Here is a 13,919-nt window from a genome sequence, read left to right as displayed (position 1 = left end):
AGTGATGATGGCAAAGAGGTCACACCCGTTCCCATACCGAACACGGAAGTTAAGCTCTTTAGCGCCGATGGTAGTTGGGGGCTTCCCCCTGTGAGAGTAGGACGTCGCTTCGCTTGTTTCTTAATGTGGAGGATTAGCTCAGCTGGGAGAGCACCTGCCTTACAAGCAGGGGGTCGGCGGTTCGAGCCCGTCATCCTCCACCATAAATATGCCGGTGTAGCTCAGTTGGTAGAGCAACTGACTTGTAATCAGTAGGTCGAGGGTTCGACTCCTTTCGCCGGCATCGTTTAAATGGAGGGGTAGCGAAGTGGCTAAACGCGGCGGACTGTAAATCCGCTCCTTCGGGTTCGGCGGTTCGAATCCGTCCCCCTCCACCATTTGCAAGAGCCATTAGCTCAGTGGTAGAGCATCTGACTTTTAATCAGAGGGTCGAAGGTTCAAGTCCTTCATGGCTCACCAGTTTTTTATTAAACTATGAAATTAAATACTTAATATATATGCACATGCGGAAGTAGTTCAGTGGTAGAACACCACCTTGCCAAGGTGGGGGTCGCGAGTTCGAACCTCGTCTTCCGCTCCAAATGTGCCGGGGTGGCGGAACTGGCAGACGCACAGGACTTAAAATCCTGCGGTAGGTGACTACCGTACCGGTTCGATTCCGGTCCTCGGCACCATTTCATATATGCGCCCGTAGCTCAATTGGATAGAGCGTCTGACTACGGATCAGAAGGTTGTGGGTTCGACTCCTGCCGGGCGCGCCATATAACGAGAAGTAGCTCAGCTTGGTAGAGCACTTGGTTTGGGACCAAGGGGTCGCAGGTTCGAATCCTGTCTTCTCGACCATTAACTTTAACTTTATTAATGGGGCCTTAGCTCAGCTGGGAGAGCGCCTGCCTTGCACGCAGGAGGTCAGCGGTTCGATCCCGCTAGGCTCCACCAAAACTTATAATTTTTCAATGGCGGCGTAGCTCAGCTGGCTAGAGCGTACGGTTCATACCCGTGAGGTCGGGGGTTCGATCCCCTCTGCCGCCACCATATAAACTCGGAGGCATACCCAAGTCTGGCTGAAGGGATCGGTCTTGAAAACCGACAGGCGGGTTACACCGCGCGTGGGTTCGAATCCTACTGCCTCCGCCATTTTTATTCTAATACATATTCAATCAATTATATTTTCGCGGGGTGGAGCAGTGGTAGCTCGTCGGGCTCATAACCCGAAGGTCGCAGGTTCAAATCCTGTCCCCGCAACCAAATGGTCCCGTGGTGTAGCGGTTAACATGCCTGCCTGTCACGCAGGAGATCGCCGGTTCGATCCCGGTCGGGACCGCCATTTTTTTATGAAATTTAAGTTGAACGGGTCAGTAGCTCAGTTGGTAGAGCATTAGATTGAAGCTCTAAGTGTCGGCGGTTCGATTCCGTCCTGACCCACCATTTTTTGCGGGTGTAGTTTAATGGTAAAACCTCAGCCTTCCAAGCTGATGTCGTGAGTTCGATTCTCATCACCCGCTCCAATTGGGGCCTATAGCTCAGCTGGTTAGAGCGCACGCCTGATAAGCGTGAGGTCGATGGTTCGAGTCCATTTAGGCCCACCATACAATTTTTCCGAAGTAGCTCAGTGGTAGAGCAACCGGCTGTTAACCGGTTGGTCGTAGGTTCGAGTCCTACCTTCGGAGCCACGGCCCGTTGGTCAAGTGGTTAAGACACCGCCCTTTCACGGCGGTAACACGGGTTCGAATCCCGTACGGGTCATAAAAAGACGTGTAGCATTTGCTACACGTCTTTTTTTCTAATTAATAAGAACTTCATCATCGAATGCATAAAAAGTGTCTAAGGGCTTTCTAAAAAGATTGGCTTAGTCTAGATATTCTGTTTCTTGATCATCTGGATAGAAACCATCAATCAATTAATTAACTTAACTAGACAACAAAAAAATCTTCCGGCAAATGAATGCAGGAAGATTTCTTATGAGCCTTGCTATACAATATGTATGGCAAAGCCGCCTTGCCGTAATAATTATAGAAAGTTTTTAACCACCACTCCTCAAAGTGGGTGTTCGCAAAAGAATTCCTGTATATCGTCATTCACCTTGGTGTGACGCTCGCCATTCCATCTTCTATATAAAACTCCCTTTTACAGTTCAAAGGTTAAAACTTAATATGTGTACGAACAACGCAGCTTTAATGTTATATTAAACGATTATTTGGGGTTGTGCAAGTAAGTACTATCGCAGATAATTGTCAAATTTTTATCATGCGATTTTCCATTGTAAATAATGGATTTAACGGGATGGTTGGATAAGTGGAGAGGACAAAATAGGCTTAAATCGAAGTAATATTGATTTTTTGATAAAATAAAAAGCCTTCCATTATTGGAAAACTTTTTAAAATTATTCTGATGTATTTAACACTTCATTCGTAAGGGCAGCAATATTAATTTGCGTGTCCTCATGCATTACATCATTTAAAATTTCATTACGGAAATAACGGACGCTTACATGAAGAGGCATCTTCAATAGCTTTTCTAGGGCCTGCTGGTACATAATTACGAACTCCTTATCAGTGTTCCCACGCTTTAACTCTGCAAAGGACTCATAAAATTGGTCAAGTTTGTCTGAAAACTCTAGTAAACGGCCCTCAATTGTTTCGTCTTTTCCCTCCTTCATACGTTCAGAGAAGACTTCTTGAAAATCTGAAGGTATTTCTTCCTGTATGAATTTTTCCATCATTTTCTCTTCAACATGGGCTAGCATTTGTTTAAGCTCTATACTTGCATGCTTAACTGGTGTTTTAATGTCACCAATGAACACCTCAGCAAAATCGTGATTGATTGTTTTTTCATATAGTGACTTCCAATTAATCGTTGCACCATTCATTTCTTCGAGTGTAGCAAAAAACATAGCATATTGTGAAACCTTCCAAGAATGAGCAGCTACATTATGCTCTTCGAATTTAAAACGACCAGGAGCACGGAAAATTCTTTCTAAATCATTTAAGCTTGTAAAAAATCTATGGATACCTATAAAAATCACTCCTCAACTTTTTTAGCATAATAAATATGCCTATATCTGCATCATACAATTATTCTTACCCCAATAGATGTGGATTTAAATCATTTAACAAACAATTAATAAGGTATTTACAAATAATAAAATTTAAATGGTTTAATTTATAAGATATGCAACAGCGGTAAAAATGTGAACTAAATTGTAAATAAAATAATTCTTTTTTAAGAAAATTGATGAGGGGTGTTCTTTTATCAATATATCCTACCTTGCTCTTTGGCTTATGGTAATAGAGAGAACTTTGTAAAAAAAGACCTTTGATTAAAATCAAAGATCCTTTCCCTTATACAGAAACGTCAATCGTTGTTCCTTTATGAGGGTGTGGGGCAGCCGGTTGCTGTGCTGGCATTTGCTCTAGCATTTGAACAGCACTGGCTGCACCCATGTTAAGCGATTTATTCATAATGCTCAGTTGCACTGTTTGCTGTAGCTGTGCCACTTGTGTAGACATAAATGAACTTAATTCCATATATTCATCACTCCTTTTGTTTTATATCGGTCTAACCACATGGAAAATCAATATTTTCTCTAAAATAGTATAAATGGTATCTTTCCACAGTATCGGAATACTTCTCATAATTATGGGTAATACTTGTACATATAGGAGGGTATGAATATGTGGAAAAATCTTATTGTTTTAGGTAGTATGACAGTTCTTTTGAGTGGCTGTGGATTTTTTGGAATGGCTGAAGATGAAAAACAAATACCAGTTGCGGCGCCAGAGACTTTAAAGGCAGCAGCTAATGTTGTAGATAATGAAGGTAATGAAATTGGACATATGGAGTTAACTGAAGGCTCAGATGGTGTATTAATATCTCTTGGACTAACTAAAGTTCCAGAAGGCGAGCATGGTATTCATATCCATGAGGTAGGAAAATGTGAAAAGCCTACATTTGAATCAGCTGGAGCACATTTTAACCCACTTGAAAAACAACATGGTATCGAAAATCCAAAAGGACCTCACCTTGGAGATTTACCAAACATTGCACCAGAAGAGGATGGAACGGTTCAAGTTGAATTTGTAGCGAAAAACTTAACATTAGAACCGGGTATGGAAAACTCTATCTTGGACAAGGATGGTAGTGCAATTGTAATTCATGAAGGTCCAGATGATTATAAAACAGACCCATCTGGAAACTCAGGAGATCGTATAGCATGTGGTGTTATTAGTTCTTCTAAATAGTAAATTGGCTGTGTAAAAAGGCAAAATTTTGCGCTTTTGCACAGTTTTTTTCTGAATTTTAGAAAGAGGAGGAAAATCAATTCTTTACATGGGTATGTAGGGAAATTCGAATTTACATATTTTTCAATTTTAAAAAGTAGAAATTTATTTAAAGTAATATAATAATTTGCTAGTCTATTTTAGGTTTAAAATTGCATATGTAGTTCGTTAATACCAGTAATTACTAATTCTGTATTATAACAAGAAGCTATCTATCTAGGAAAATCGTTATAGTGGAATATCTAAAACCTCTTTAAGAAAGCGCCTTCATGCTGTAAAAATACCAATTACTCTATTAATAGAGTGTCAAAATCATTGACACAAGGGAAAGTGAATAGTTACAATTGAAACTGTAATGTAACAATTTAGTACTGGAGGGTTTTAGTTGAAGAAAAATAATTATTTACTAATGACAGTTTTAGGTTTGTTACTTCTAGTTCTTGCGGCTTGTGGCGGAGATGAGGCTACTGACGGTAACTCTGAAGAAACAAAATCTAATGATTTTTTAAGTTTAGCAACTGGTGGTACACAAGGTACTTATTATGCTCTAGGTGGTACTTTTGCAGATTTAATTTCAGATGAAACGGGTATTAAAACAACTGCTGAAGTTTCTCAAGCATCTGCAGCAAATGCTAATGCATTAAAAGCTGGCGATGCTGAAATTGCTTTCCTACAAACAGATATCGCTTACTATGCAAAAAATGGTGAGTTAATGTTTGAAGGACAGGCGGTTGAAGATCTTGTGGCAATCGGTGGATTATATCCAGAAACAATTCACTTAGTGACAACTTCAAAATCTGGAATCACTTCATTTGATGATTTAAAAGGTAAAAAGGTATCAGTAGGTGCACCAGGTTCTGGTACTTATGCAAATGCTGAGCAATTATTAGAAGTACATGGTTTAACTATGGACGATATTCAAGCACAAAATTTAGACTTTGGTGAATCAACTGATGGTTTAAATACTGGTCAAATCGATGCTGCGTTTATCACAGCTGGTTACCCAACAGCAGCTGTTGAAGCATTAGGTGCAACAGCTGCTGTAGTAATCGTACCGGTTGAAGCTGACAAAGCTGAAGCTCTAATTGAAAAATATCCTTATTATGCAGTAGATACAATTCCTTCAGGTACTTATGGATTAACTTCAGAAGTTCCAACTGTATCAGTTTTAGCTATGATTGCAGTTAAATCAGATTTATCTGAAGATGTAGCATACGGAATTGCAAAAGCAATTTACGGAAATGCTGGCGAAATCAGTCATCCTAAAGGAGAGTTCATTAAAACTGAAACTGCTTTAGATGGTATTGGAATTGACGTTCATCCAGGTGCTCAAAAATACTTTGATGAACAATAAATAAGTAGTAAAGAAGAGCTTGAAGAAACTGCTTCTTCAAGCTCTTTTTGACTTTGCTTTCTTATATATAGCTCAGTGTACTTTTTAAGGAACATTTGATTAGATGAGGCGATGTAATGAAAAGAGCAATTTTACTCTTAGTTGTATCTATACTTGGTATTATTTTTTTGTTTTCACCAAATTATACGGTGCTGTCGTTTGAAGAAACAAAAACGAATCATCCCAAAAGTACTTACATAAACGTAACAAAAGATAATAAATTTATTATCCGCTATATCCATTCAATTCATTTAACAGATGTACTTGAAACCTATGAAGTAACTGACTCTAATCAGATACGGCTACTTTCAATGGAATATGAGGATGTTGCCATCGGTATGCCTGCGCATGCTGAGGAGGGTCAAACATTGAGCTATAAAAATGGTAAATATAAGCTTGAATTTGAGAATCAAATAATTGATAGCTTTACACTTTATGTTGGAGATATTAATCTAGAATTAGCGTTTATTTATGAAGGGAATACCTATGATTTAAAAAAGTCATTAGGACGAGGAAATGCCTTTCTATTTGAAATCAAAAGGATTTCATTATTTGAGAAGCTGAAAGGAGTTGTTATGTTACATGAAAAAGGATGACAAAAAGTCTTCTAAAGTTGGTGCAGGCAGTATGGAAAATATACCTGCAGCAGACCAAATTGAAGCGTTATCTCAAGAACAGCAACAGCAATTATTAGAAAAATATGATACAGAATCGAACTTGCGACGACTAGCTGGTGTAATGAAATGGGTTATCTATATTGGTTTACTTTCATTTTCACTATTCCAATTATATACAGCTATTTTCGGTCAATTTACTGCCTATATTCAACGTTCAATCCATTTAGGCTTTGCTTTAACATTTATCTTTTTACTATTCCCGTCCTTTAAAAAGGGAAGAAAAGATAAAGTACCGTTTTATGATTACATCCTTGCAATAGCTGCCATGGGTTCGGGGCTATATTGGACGATTAACTATGAACGACTAGTTAAAAGTCTTGGTAGTATTACACAAATGGACTTTATTGTCGGTCTTATCGTAATCATATTAGTATTAGAGGGGGCAAGACGTGCAGTTGGTTTACCAATTGCAATTATCGCCGCTTTATTCCTGGCTTACGCTATGTTTGGACGGTATATGCCAGATTTCTTATCCCATCGTGGCCAGTCTTTAGAACAGATTGTTAACCTAATGTACTACTCAACAGACGGTATTTTAGGAACACCACTTAGTGTTTCTGCAACATACATCTTTGCTTTCTTATTATTTGGAGCCTTCCTTGTTAAAACGGGTGTAGGTGGATATTTTAATGATTTAGCCATCGCTATAGCAGGGAAATTAGTAGGTGGTCCTGCTAAAGTTGCAATTTTCTCTTCTGCTTTGCAGGGTACTATCTCAGGAAGTTCTGTAGCGAATGTAGTAACATCAGGTTCTTATACAATTCCAATGATGAAAAAATTAGGGTATAAAAAGGAATTTGCAGGAGCAGTAGAAGCAGCTGCTTCTACTGGTGGTCAGTTAATGCCTCCGATTATGGGTGCAGCAGCTTTTTTAATGGTTGAGTTTATTGGCCGCGGTGTCACATATTGGGATATCGCAAAAGCGGCAGCTATTCCAGCCCTTCTTTACTTCGTAGGAATTTGGATTATGACGCACTTTGAAGCGAAACGTCTAGGACTTCAAGGACTAAAAGATGAAGAAATACCAGATAGAAAAGCAATATTTAAGAAAATCTATTTATTAACGCCAATTGTCTTAATCATTGTATTAATGATGTCAGGAATTCCTGTTATTCATGCAGCACTTTATGGAATCGTTGCATGTATTCTTGTTGGATTGATTAATAAAGAGATAAAGTTTGGTGTTCGCGAAATCATCGATGCACTAGTTGATGGTGCTCGTACGGCATTGGCAGTTGCAGCTGCTACTGGATGTGCGGGGATTATCGTTGGTGTAGTAGTAAAAACTGGACTTGGCTTGAGCTTAGCAAATAGTTTAGTAGACCTTGCTGGCGGTAAAATCTTCTTAACATTATTCTTTGTTATGATCGCCTCTCTAGTATTAGGGATGGGTGCACCAACTACAGCAAACTATGTTATTACATCGACAATTGCTGCGCCAGCGATAATTACATTACTAGCACCTGATGTATCACAAGCTTTAATACCAATTACAGTTATATTATCGGCGCACTTCTTTGTATTTTATTTTGGAATTATTGCCGATATCACACCGCCAGTTGCTCTTGCAGCCTTTGCGGCATCCGGAATATCCGGCGGGGATCCAATCAAAACTGGGGTGAATTCTGCTAAGCTAGCGATAGCAGCGTTTATCATTCCATACATGATTGTATTTTCACCAGCATTACTAATGATCGATGTGACATTATGGCAAGTGATTTGGGTAGTGTTTACAGCAATAATGGGTATGATAGCCATTGGAGCAGGAGTTATCGGATTCTGGTATCGTAAAATCAACTGGCTAGAGCGTTTAATCGTGCTTGGGGCAGGTTTAGCGATGATTTATCCAGAGTCCTTCTCTGACTTTGTGGGATTAGCCGTATTCGGCATTATGTTCATATTACAATTAATGTCAAAAGATAAAAACAAACCGAACAACAAAGACTTAAATACAGCTACGAACTAGTAGATTCAAAGGGCTTGCATATTAACGTATGCAGGCTTTTTTCCATGTTATTGGACTAGTTCGGAATTTGTTAAAGATATATATTTTTTGTAAATAGTTTCCGATTCTCATTGTTTTTCGTTACAGGTTTTTTTACACTAATAACAAAGAGGGCTAGAATTTATGAATCGGTGAAAAAATGTCGAGGTATGCTGAGGATAAAAATATTATATTAATGGGGGTAACTATGAAAAGTATAGCGGTGGATATGGATCAGGTACTAGCAGATTTCCTAGGTAAGGCATCAAGAGCTTGTAAGGAGCGATTTAACCTTTCAATCTCTAAAGAAGAATTTGATGTAGCTAAACTAGAGGCACATCATCCGGAGCTTGTGAAAAAATTCTTTTTAATGATTAATGAGCCTGACTTTTTTAGGGATCTTGAGTTATTAGATCCAGATGCAATTTCAGTTTTAAAGGAGCTTAGTGAGCATTATGAAATCTATATTGCTACAGCTGCAATGGATGTGCCTGGTTGCTTTAATGCAAAGTATGAATGGTTACTTGAACACTTCTCATTTTTAAATCCGGAGCACTTTATTTTCTGTGGGGACAAAAAGGTAGTAAAGGCAGATTACCTCATTGATGATAATGTAAAGCAGCTACACTCCTTTACTGGAGAAGGTATCCTATATTCCCAGCCTTATAATGAGTGCTGTGAGGATTTTAAACGAGTGCGTAATTGGAAAGAGATTCGCGATTTATTTTTACCTGTAATTCATATTAATGATTAAGTAAGACTATATTAAATACTTTGAAATTAGTCCCTCTTAGTAGGGGCTTTTTTACTCCTTTCTAAAAGCCACAATAGCCAACAAAATTCAAAGCCAAAATGAAGAATCTACCACTATATAGTTGGGTTTTTGTATTGTACAATGATTATAAGCAAAATTCGACAATTGCAAATGAATAATTATCACAAATTGCGATTTTTATGATACTTTTTTTGCATAGTTAACGAAAATGGGTTGTATTGAACAAGAGAAATGTGTATGATATAAAATATCAGAAAATTCAAACTAAGAGGTGTTTAAATAATGACAAACCTATTATTATCCAAGTTTGAAACTTATTTATTAGATGAAGAGCTTGAATTAGAGAATCAGCAGGCTCAAGTAGATTATAACTATCAAGAGTCTGTAAATTATGAAGAATATCCACCTGGATTCTTTTCAGGCTTATAAGATTTAATATGAGGAGGGAATACTTTCCTTCCTTCCTACGGCAAAATCCATCTAGGGAATTGCCGTTTTTTCCATTATAGAAGTGAGTTATTAGTTTTCAAAATTCTAATTTATAGGCAGAAGCAGTTAATAAGTAACGCTTTCATATGTATAATAGAGAAAGCCAACATATAATTTGAGGTGTGGAAAATGGGTCAGGTAAAAACTTATGAAGAAGTAATCTATGGATGGTTCGATCATTTTCATGCTCATCCAGAAGTAAGCTGGAAGGAAGTAGAAACGACAAAGAAAATAGCATCGATATTAGATGAAATGAAAATAAAATATAAACTCTTTTCTGATGTAACTGGTCTAGTGGCAGAGATAGGACAGGGAGAGGAAGTTATTGCAGTACGTGCAGATATTGATGCGTTATGGCAAGAGGTAGATGGTACAATGCGTGCAAATCATTCTTGTGGGCATGATGCCAATATTTCGATGGTACTCGGAGCGCTTCTTGATTTAAAGGATGAAAAATTAAATAAACGCATTCGCTTTATCTTCCAGCCTGCTGAGGAGACTGGTGGTGGTGCAATTGAAATGGTAAAGCATGGTGTTATCGATGATGTTTCGTATTTGTTTGGTGTACATCTACGTCCGATTGAAGAATTACCTTTAGGAAAAGTAACACCGGCCATTCATCATGGCGCGGCAATGTTCCTGAAGGGCTCCATTCATGGGGTTGATGCACATGGAGCGAGACCACATCAAGGGAAAAATTCAATTGATGTTATTTTTGCCATTCAACAAATGCTAAAAAGCATTTATATTGACCCCTTTGAGGTTTATAGTGCAAAGCTAACAAAAATCGTTGCAGATGGGGGAAGTACGAATATTATCCCTGGAAACGCAACATTTTCAATGGATATTCGTGCACAAAAAAATTCGGTGCTTGAAGAGCTTCAAAAAAGAATTGATAAGGGCTTTGAAGGAATTCGCAATATGTTTGGAATCGAGTTAAAATGGGATTGGTTGGATAGCACACCAGGAGCAGAGGTTTCTGAGTTAGCTACTCAAATTGCCGCAGATTCAATTGTCGAGGCAATAGGGACTGAGCATTTAGAAAAACCAATTTACACACCTGGTAGCGATGATTTCCACTATTATACGGTACTAAGACCGAAATTAAAGGCAGCAATGATTGGAATTGGTGCGGATTTAACACCAGGTCTCCATCATCCTAAAATGACTTTCAACAAAGAAGCTTTAATTACAGGTGCCAAAGTGTTAACAACTACTCTACGTAATGCAGCAAAAACAAACTAATAGATTAGTTTAGATGAAGGAAGTTTAATTACTATGAAAATCAAGCAAGTTGAAATCTTTGCAGTAAATTTACCATTAATCGATCCATTTATAATTAGCTATGCAACTTACCCAAACATTCAATCGATTATAGTTAAAATGACAACAGAGTGTGGGGTAGTCGGCTGGGGAGAAAGTGTTCCAGACGAGCATATAACAGGTGAAACTCCGCATTCAACCTATGCGATGCTAAAAAATACTTTAGCACCATTAATGATTGGACAAAATCCAATGGAGTTTGAAAAGATTCATGAACTAATGGATAAAAAGGTTCACAGGGCACCAGCAGCAAAAGCAGCTATTGATATTGCTTGCTTTGATGCGGTAGGGAAAAAGTTAGGCGTTCCAGTTTATCAATTAATAGGTGGACGTTATCATGAGAAATTTCCGGTTACACACGTTCTAAGTATTGATGAGCCTGAAAAAATGGCAGAGGAAGCCACACAAAAGATGGAAGAAGGATATACCTCTTTCAAAATGAAAGTGGGCCAAGATGTCTTAAGTGATGTAAAACGCATTAAAGCTGTACGTGAACGTGTTGGTGAAGAAATTGCTATTCGAGTTGATGTAAATCAGGGCTGGGAGAATAGTGCAAATACACTTTCTGCTATTCGACACTTAGAGGCTCTTGGGATTGATTGGTTAGAACAGCCTGTTGCTCAGGACGATATTGATGCAATGGTAGAAATTAAATCCAAATCAACTATTCCTGTCATGATTGATGAAGGAATTCGTGATATGTACAATATGCGTGAGATTATTGCCAAGCGTGCAGCGGATAAAGTGAACATTAAGCTGATGAAATGTGGTGGAATCTATCCTGCTATGAAGCTGGCGAATATGGCTGAGATGGCTGGCATGGAGTGCCAAATTGGTTCGATGGTTGAATCTTCAATTGGTTCTGCTGCTGGTTTCCATGTTGGTTTTTCGAAAAAAATTATTAAAAGTGTGGAGCTAACCGGTCCAGTTAAATTTTCGAAGGATCCTGGAGATCTAAAGGAAAGCTATGTTATTCCAAATATTCAACTAAACGAACGTCCTGGTTTAGGTGTAAGTGTAGATGAGGCAATTCTTGCTGAGCTTACTCAATACTCGGATTTAGTAGAGTAGGTGGGGAAATTTTGAGTTCAGTTTATGAAGGGCTATTAGGTGAGCGTCCTTTTGAAGTAAAGGTACTCGATAAGAACCATTTGCCTAAGATTCTTGCTTTACAGGAATTAGTTTATGATGCCTTACTAAATAAAGATATATTGGAGCCATTAACAGATGAAGAATTTCTCTATATATTAGAGGGGCAAGGTCTATTGGTAGGTACATTTGTTGAAGAACAACTCATTGCTTTTCGAGCACTTTTAGTACCTGCAATTGATGCTGATCATCTGGGTTACGCGATTGGGCTAGTAAATGAGTCGGATTTAAAACGGGTTCTTTATCAGGAAATCTCGAATGTTCATCCAGATTTTCGAGGCTTTGGTCTTCAGAAAACCCTAGCTAAAGTCATCATGCAGCAAATCGATACAAAGGACTTTGATTATATTGCAGCAACAGTAATGCCATACAATATAGCAAGCTTAAAGGATAAATTCTCACAGGGCTTCCATATTGTACGTTTAAAATATGCATATGGTGGTAAATTACGCTATGTATTTGCTTTAGATTTACATAAGAAGCAGCAATATGAAGAGGACACGGTAACCATTTCGATGGGGGATATTGAGGCTCAACAAAGAATCCAGCAAGAAGGCTATGTCGGGACTGCAATGAAGCAGCTGGCAGATGACTGGGTAGTCGAATATCAAAAGCCTTTGAACGTTTTAAAGTAAGTATAGTTAAGCTACCTAAAGGTCAATTAGACTAGTAAGGTAGCTTTTTCGTGTGAAATCATGAGAAATAGAGTTTAGTTTAGTTTAGATTAGAAATTATAGATTAGTGGAGTGTTAGATTGTGATTAATAACCATCATATAAAGCCTGTCCTACAGAAAATGAAAGGACAAACTGCAGTTAATAACCGTACAACAATATCAGATGCCCTCATCGCCTCGGTAGGGGTTTTTGTTTGTATGTTTATTATTTTTGAGTTAACTCAATATACGCATTCACTCTGGTTTATTGCCTCTTTCAGTGCAAGTAGCATGCTTGTAATGACAGCATGGAATGCACCTGTTGGCCAACCTCGCAATGTAATTGGAAGCCATCTGATTGCTTCCTTTATAGCAATAGCGATCCTGAATTTATTTGGCTCATCCCCAGTAATGATGAGTCTAGCCCTTTGCTGTACAATTTTTTGCATGCTTATGACGAGAACCTTTCATCCACCAGCATGTGGCGACCCTATTATCATTATGATGAGCGGGTACAGTTGGGGATTTTTATTTCATCCGGTTTTAATCGGGGCGATTATTATAGTTGTTTTTGGATTAATTATTAATAATCTACATCCAAAACGAAAGTATCCGCTATATTGGTGGTGAAATAGCAGGCTTTCTCATAATTTGGGATGGGGAGGGCTGAAAGGGGTGTTATGGGGGATGGGATTAATAATGAATCGGTTACACTAAGTTGGACAGATACTATGAGGGCTAGTAGACTTAACTGGAGTGGGTACTGGGGGAGGAAGAGATTCGGTTAAGCTTCCAACCTGATAAATAAACGGAGAAATTTCCGTTATTTAGAATGTTAGGTAAAAAACAGCTTGAATAGCGGAAGAAATTCCCTCTATTGACCGGAAAAACATTAAAATAGGGAAATTTATTTAACATAACCGAAAAAACTTCCCTTATATAACCCCTAAACCAGCTCCATTCAGTATATAAGCGGAAAATCTCCTCTTATTTGATATCCATCTCGTCTTTACAGATATGGGCTCTCAACGAAGTTAGGATAAATCAAAAAAAACACCATTCTCAATGAACTGCCCCGTAAAAGTTAGACACTAATCTAACTTAAAATGTACCCTATAAGATGGACACTTTAAAAAAAGTCCTTCTTGTAGGGTACTTTTGTTTATAATGAGAAAAAAGATGTTGGAGCGGAATT

12 protein-coding genes, 18 tRNA genes, 1 rRNA gene and 1 other RNA gene are annotated in these 13,919 nt (G+C 38.2%); 29 read left to right on the top strand and 3 right to left on the bottom strand.

Annotated elements, in window-relative coordinates:
• From rrf to BJ095_RS17975, 19 genes are all read left to right on the top strand, one after another.
• A 5S ribosomal RNA gene (rrf, locus tag BJ095_RS18065) occupies nucleotides 1–113 on the top strand; the annotation flags it as partial.
• 14 nt (nucleotides 114–127) lie between these two features.
• Nucleotides 128–203 (top strand) — tRNA-Val (locus tag BJ095_RS18060).
• 7 nt (nucleotides 204–210) lie between these two features.
• A tRNA-Thr gene (locus BJ095_RS18055) sits at nucleotides 211–283 on the top strand.
• A gap of 10 nt (nucleotides 284–293) precedes the next feature.
• Nucleotides 294–377 (top strand) — tRNA-Tyr (locus tag BJ095_RS18050).
• A 7-nt stretch (nucleotides 378–384) separates the two neighbouring features.
• Nucleotides 385–459 (top strand) — tRNA-Lys (locus BJ095_RS18045).
• A 46-nt stretch (nucleotides 460–505) separates the two neighbouring features.
• Nucleotides 506–580, top strand: a tRNA-Gly gene (locus BJ095_RS18040).
• 5 nt (nucleotides 581–585) lie between these two features.
• Nucleotides 586–674 (top strand) — tRNA-Leu (locus BJ095_RS18035).
• A 10-nt stretch (nucleotides 675–684) separates the two neighbouring features.
• Nucleotides 685–761: transfer RNA gene (locus tag BJ095_RS18030), tRNA-Arg, on the top strand.
• Between the two features lie 5 nt (nucleotides 762–766).
• A tRNA-Pro gene (locus BJ095_RS18025) sits at nucleotides 767–843 on the top strand.
• A gap of 20 nt (nucleotides 844–863) precedes the next feature.
• Nucleotides 864–939: transfer RNA gene (locus BJ095_RS18020), tRNA-Ala, on the top strand.
• A 19-nt stretch (nucleotides 940–958) separates the two neighbouring features.
• Nucleotides 959–1,035, top strand: a tRNA-Met gene (locus tag BJ095_RS18015).
• 9 nt (nucleotides 1,036–1,044) lie between these two features.
• A tRNA-Ser gene (locus BJ095_RS18010) sits at nucleotides 1,045–1,137 on the top strand.
• A gap of 36 nt (nucleotides 1,138–1,173) precedes the next feature.
• A tRNA-Met gene (locus tag BJ095_RS18005) sits at nucleotides 1,174–1,248 on the top strand.
• A 3-nt stretch (nucleotides 1,249–1,251) separates the two neighbouring features.
• Nucleotides 1,252–1,327: transfer RNA gene (locus BJ095_RS18000), tRNA-Asp, on the top strand.
• Nucleotides 1,328–1,352: 25 nt separating this feature from the next.
• Nucleotides 1,353–1,428 (top strand) — tRNA-Phe (locus BJ095_RS17995).
• Nucleotides 1,429–1,434: 6 nt separating this feature from the next.
• Nucleotides 1,435–1,508: transfer RNA gene (locus BJ095_RS17990), tRNA-Gly, on the top strand.
• Nucleotides 1,509–1,512: 4 nt separating this feature from the next.
• Nucleotides 1,513–1,589, top strand: a tRNA-Ile gene (locus tag BJ095_RS17985).
• Nucleotides 1,590–1,598: 9 nt separating this feature from the next.
• Nucleotides 1,599–1,673: transfer RNA gene (locus BJ095_RS17980), tRNA-Asn, on the top strand.
• A 1-nt stretch (nucleotide 1,674) separates the two neighbouring features.
• A tRNA-Glu gene (locus tag BJ095_RS17975) sits at nucleotides 1,675–1,746 on the top strand.
• Nucleotides 1,747–1,986: 240 nt separating this feature from the next.
• Here the strand turns inward: BJ095_RS17975 and ssrS are convergent.
• From ssrS to BJ095_RS17960, 3 genes are all read right to left on the bottom strand, one after another.
• Nucleotides 1,987–2,178, bottom strand: a non-coding RNA gene (gene ssrS / locus BJ095_RS17970) — 6S RNA.
• 205 nt (nucleotides 2,179–2,383) lie between these two features.
• Nucleotides 2,384–3,025, bottom strand: coding sequence for a YfbR-like 5'-deoxynucleotidase (locus BJ095_RS17965; protein ID WP_181418120.1), 642 nt, complete (start codon nucleotides 3,023–3,025; stop codon nucleotides 2,384–2,386).
• Between the two features lie 316 nt (nucleotides 3,026–3,341).
• Nucleotides 3,342–3,527 (bottom strand): YjfB family protein, encoded by a 186-nt coding sequence (locus BJ095_RS17960; RefSeq protein WP_107937766.1) that lies wholly within the window; start codon nucleotides 3,525–3,527, stop codon nucleotides 3,342–3,344.
• Nucleotides 3,528–3,674: 147 nt separating this feature from the next.
• Here BJ095_RS17960 and BJ095_RS17955 point away from each other — a divergent pair, with 147 nt between their 5' ends.
• The 10 genes from BJ095_RS17955 to BJ095_RS17915 all read left to right on the top strand — a co-directional run bounded on the left by BJ095_RS17955 (nucleotide 3,675) and on the right by BJ095_RS17915 (nucleotide 13,354).
• The gene (locus BJ095_RS17955) at nucleotides 3,675–4,241 is read left to right on the top strand and encodes a superoxide dismutase family protein (protein WP_107937768.1); all 567 of its coding nucleotides are present in this window, start codon (nucleotides 3,675–3,677) and stop codon (nucleotides 4,239–4,241) included.
• A gap of 424 nt (nucleotides 4,242–4,665) precedes the next feature.
• On the top strand, nucleotides 4,666–5,634 hold the full coding sequence (locus BJ095_RS17950) for a TAXI family TRAP transporter solute-binding subunit (protein ID WP_107937770.1): 969 nt from the start codon (nucleotides 4,666–4,668) through the stop codon (nucleotides 5,632–5,634).
• A 116-nt stretch (nucleotides 5,635–5,750) separates the two neighbouring features.
• Nucleotides 5,751–6,269, top strand: a complete 519-nt coding sequence (locus BJ095_RS17945; protein WP_107937772.1) for a DUF1850 domain-containing protein — start codon at nucleotides 5,751–5,753, stop codon at nucleotides 6,267–6,269.
• A 31-nt stretch (nucleotides 6,270–6,300) separates the two neighbouring features.
• Nucleotides 6,301–8,316 (top strand): TRAP transporter permease, encoded by a 2,016-nt coding sequence (locus tag BJ095_RS17940; RefSeq protein ID WP_107937786.1) that lies wholly within the window; start codon nucleotides 6,301–6,303, stop codon nucleotides 8,314–8,316.
• A 226-nt stretch (nucleotides 8,317–8,542) separates the two neighbouring features.
• Nucleotides 8,543–9,088: a 5' nucleotidase, NT5C type gene (locus tag BJ095_RS17935; protein ID WP_107937774.1), complete on the top strand. Its 546-nt coding sequence runs from the start codon at nucleotides 8,543–8,545 to the stop codon at nucleotides 9,086–9,088.
• Nucleotides 9,089–9,391: 303 nt separating this feature from the next.
• Nucleotides 9,392–9,538, top strand: a complete 147-nt coding sequence (locus tag BJ095_RS19140; RefSeq protein ID WP_181418119.1) for a hypothetical protein — start codon at nucleotides 9,392–9,394, stop codon at nucleotides 9,536–9,538.
• 189 nt (nucleotides 9,539–9,727) lie between these two features.
• Nucleotides 9,728–10,843, top strand: coding sequence for an amidohydrolase (locus BJ095_RS17930; RefSeq protein WP_107937776.1), 1,116 nt, complete (start codon nucleotides 9,728–9,730; stop codon nucleotides 10,841–10,843).
• Nucleotides 10,844–10,876: 33 nt separating this feature from the next.
• Nucleotides 10,877–11,992 carry a mandelate racemase/muconate lactonizing enzyme family protein gene (locus BJ095_RS17925; protein WP_107937778.1) on the top strand — a complete coding sequence of 372 codons (1,116 nt, stop codon included), beginning with the start codon at nucleotides 10,877–10,879 and terminating at the stop codon, nucleotides 11,990–11,992.
• Nucleotides 11,993–12,003: 11 nt separating this feature from the next.
• Nucleotides 12,004–12,705, top strand: a complete 702-nt coding sequence (locus BJ095_RS17920) for an N-acetyltransferase (protein ID WP_107937780.1) — start codon at nucleotides 12,004–12,006, stop codon at nucleotides 12,703–12,705.
• 121 nt (nucleotides 12,706–12,826) lie between these two features.
• Nucleotides 12,827–13,354 (top strand): HPP family protein, encoded by a 528-nt coding sequence (locus BJ095_RS17915; RefSeq protein WP_107937782.1) that lies wholly within the window; start codon nucleotides 12,827–12,829, stop codon nucleotides 13,352–13,354.
• The last annotated feature ends 565 nt before the right edge of the window (nucleotides 13,355–13,919 follow it).

The organism is Ureibacillus chungkukjangi (assembly GCF_003217295.1).
Lineage (GTDB): Bacteria > Bacillota > Bacilli > Bacillales_A > Planococcaceae > Ureibacillus > Ureibacillus chungkukjangi.
The sequence above is the reverse complement of the archived record's forward strand: the minus strand, read 5'-3'. Positions and strand labels throughout refer to the sequence as shown.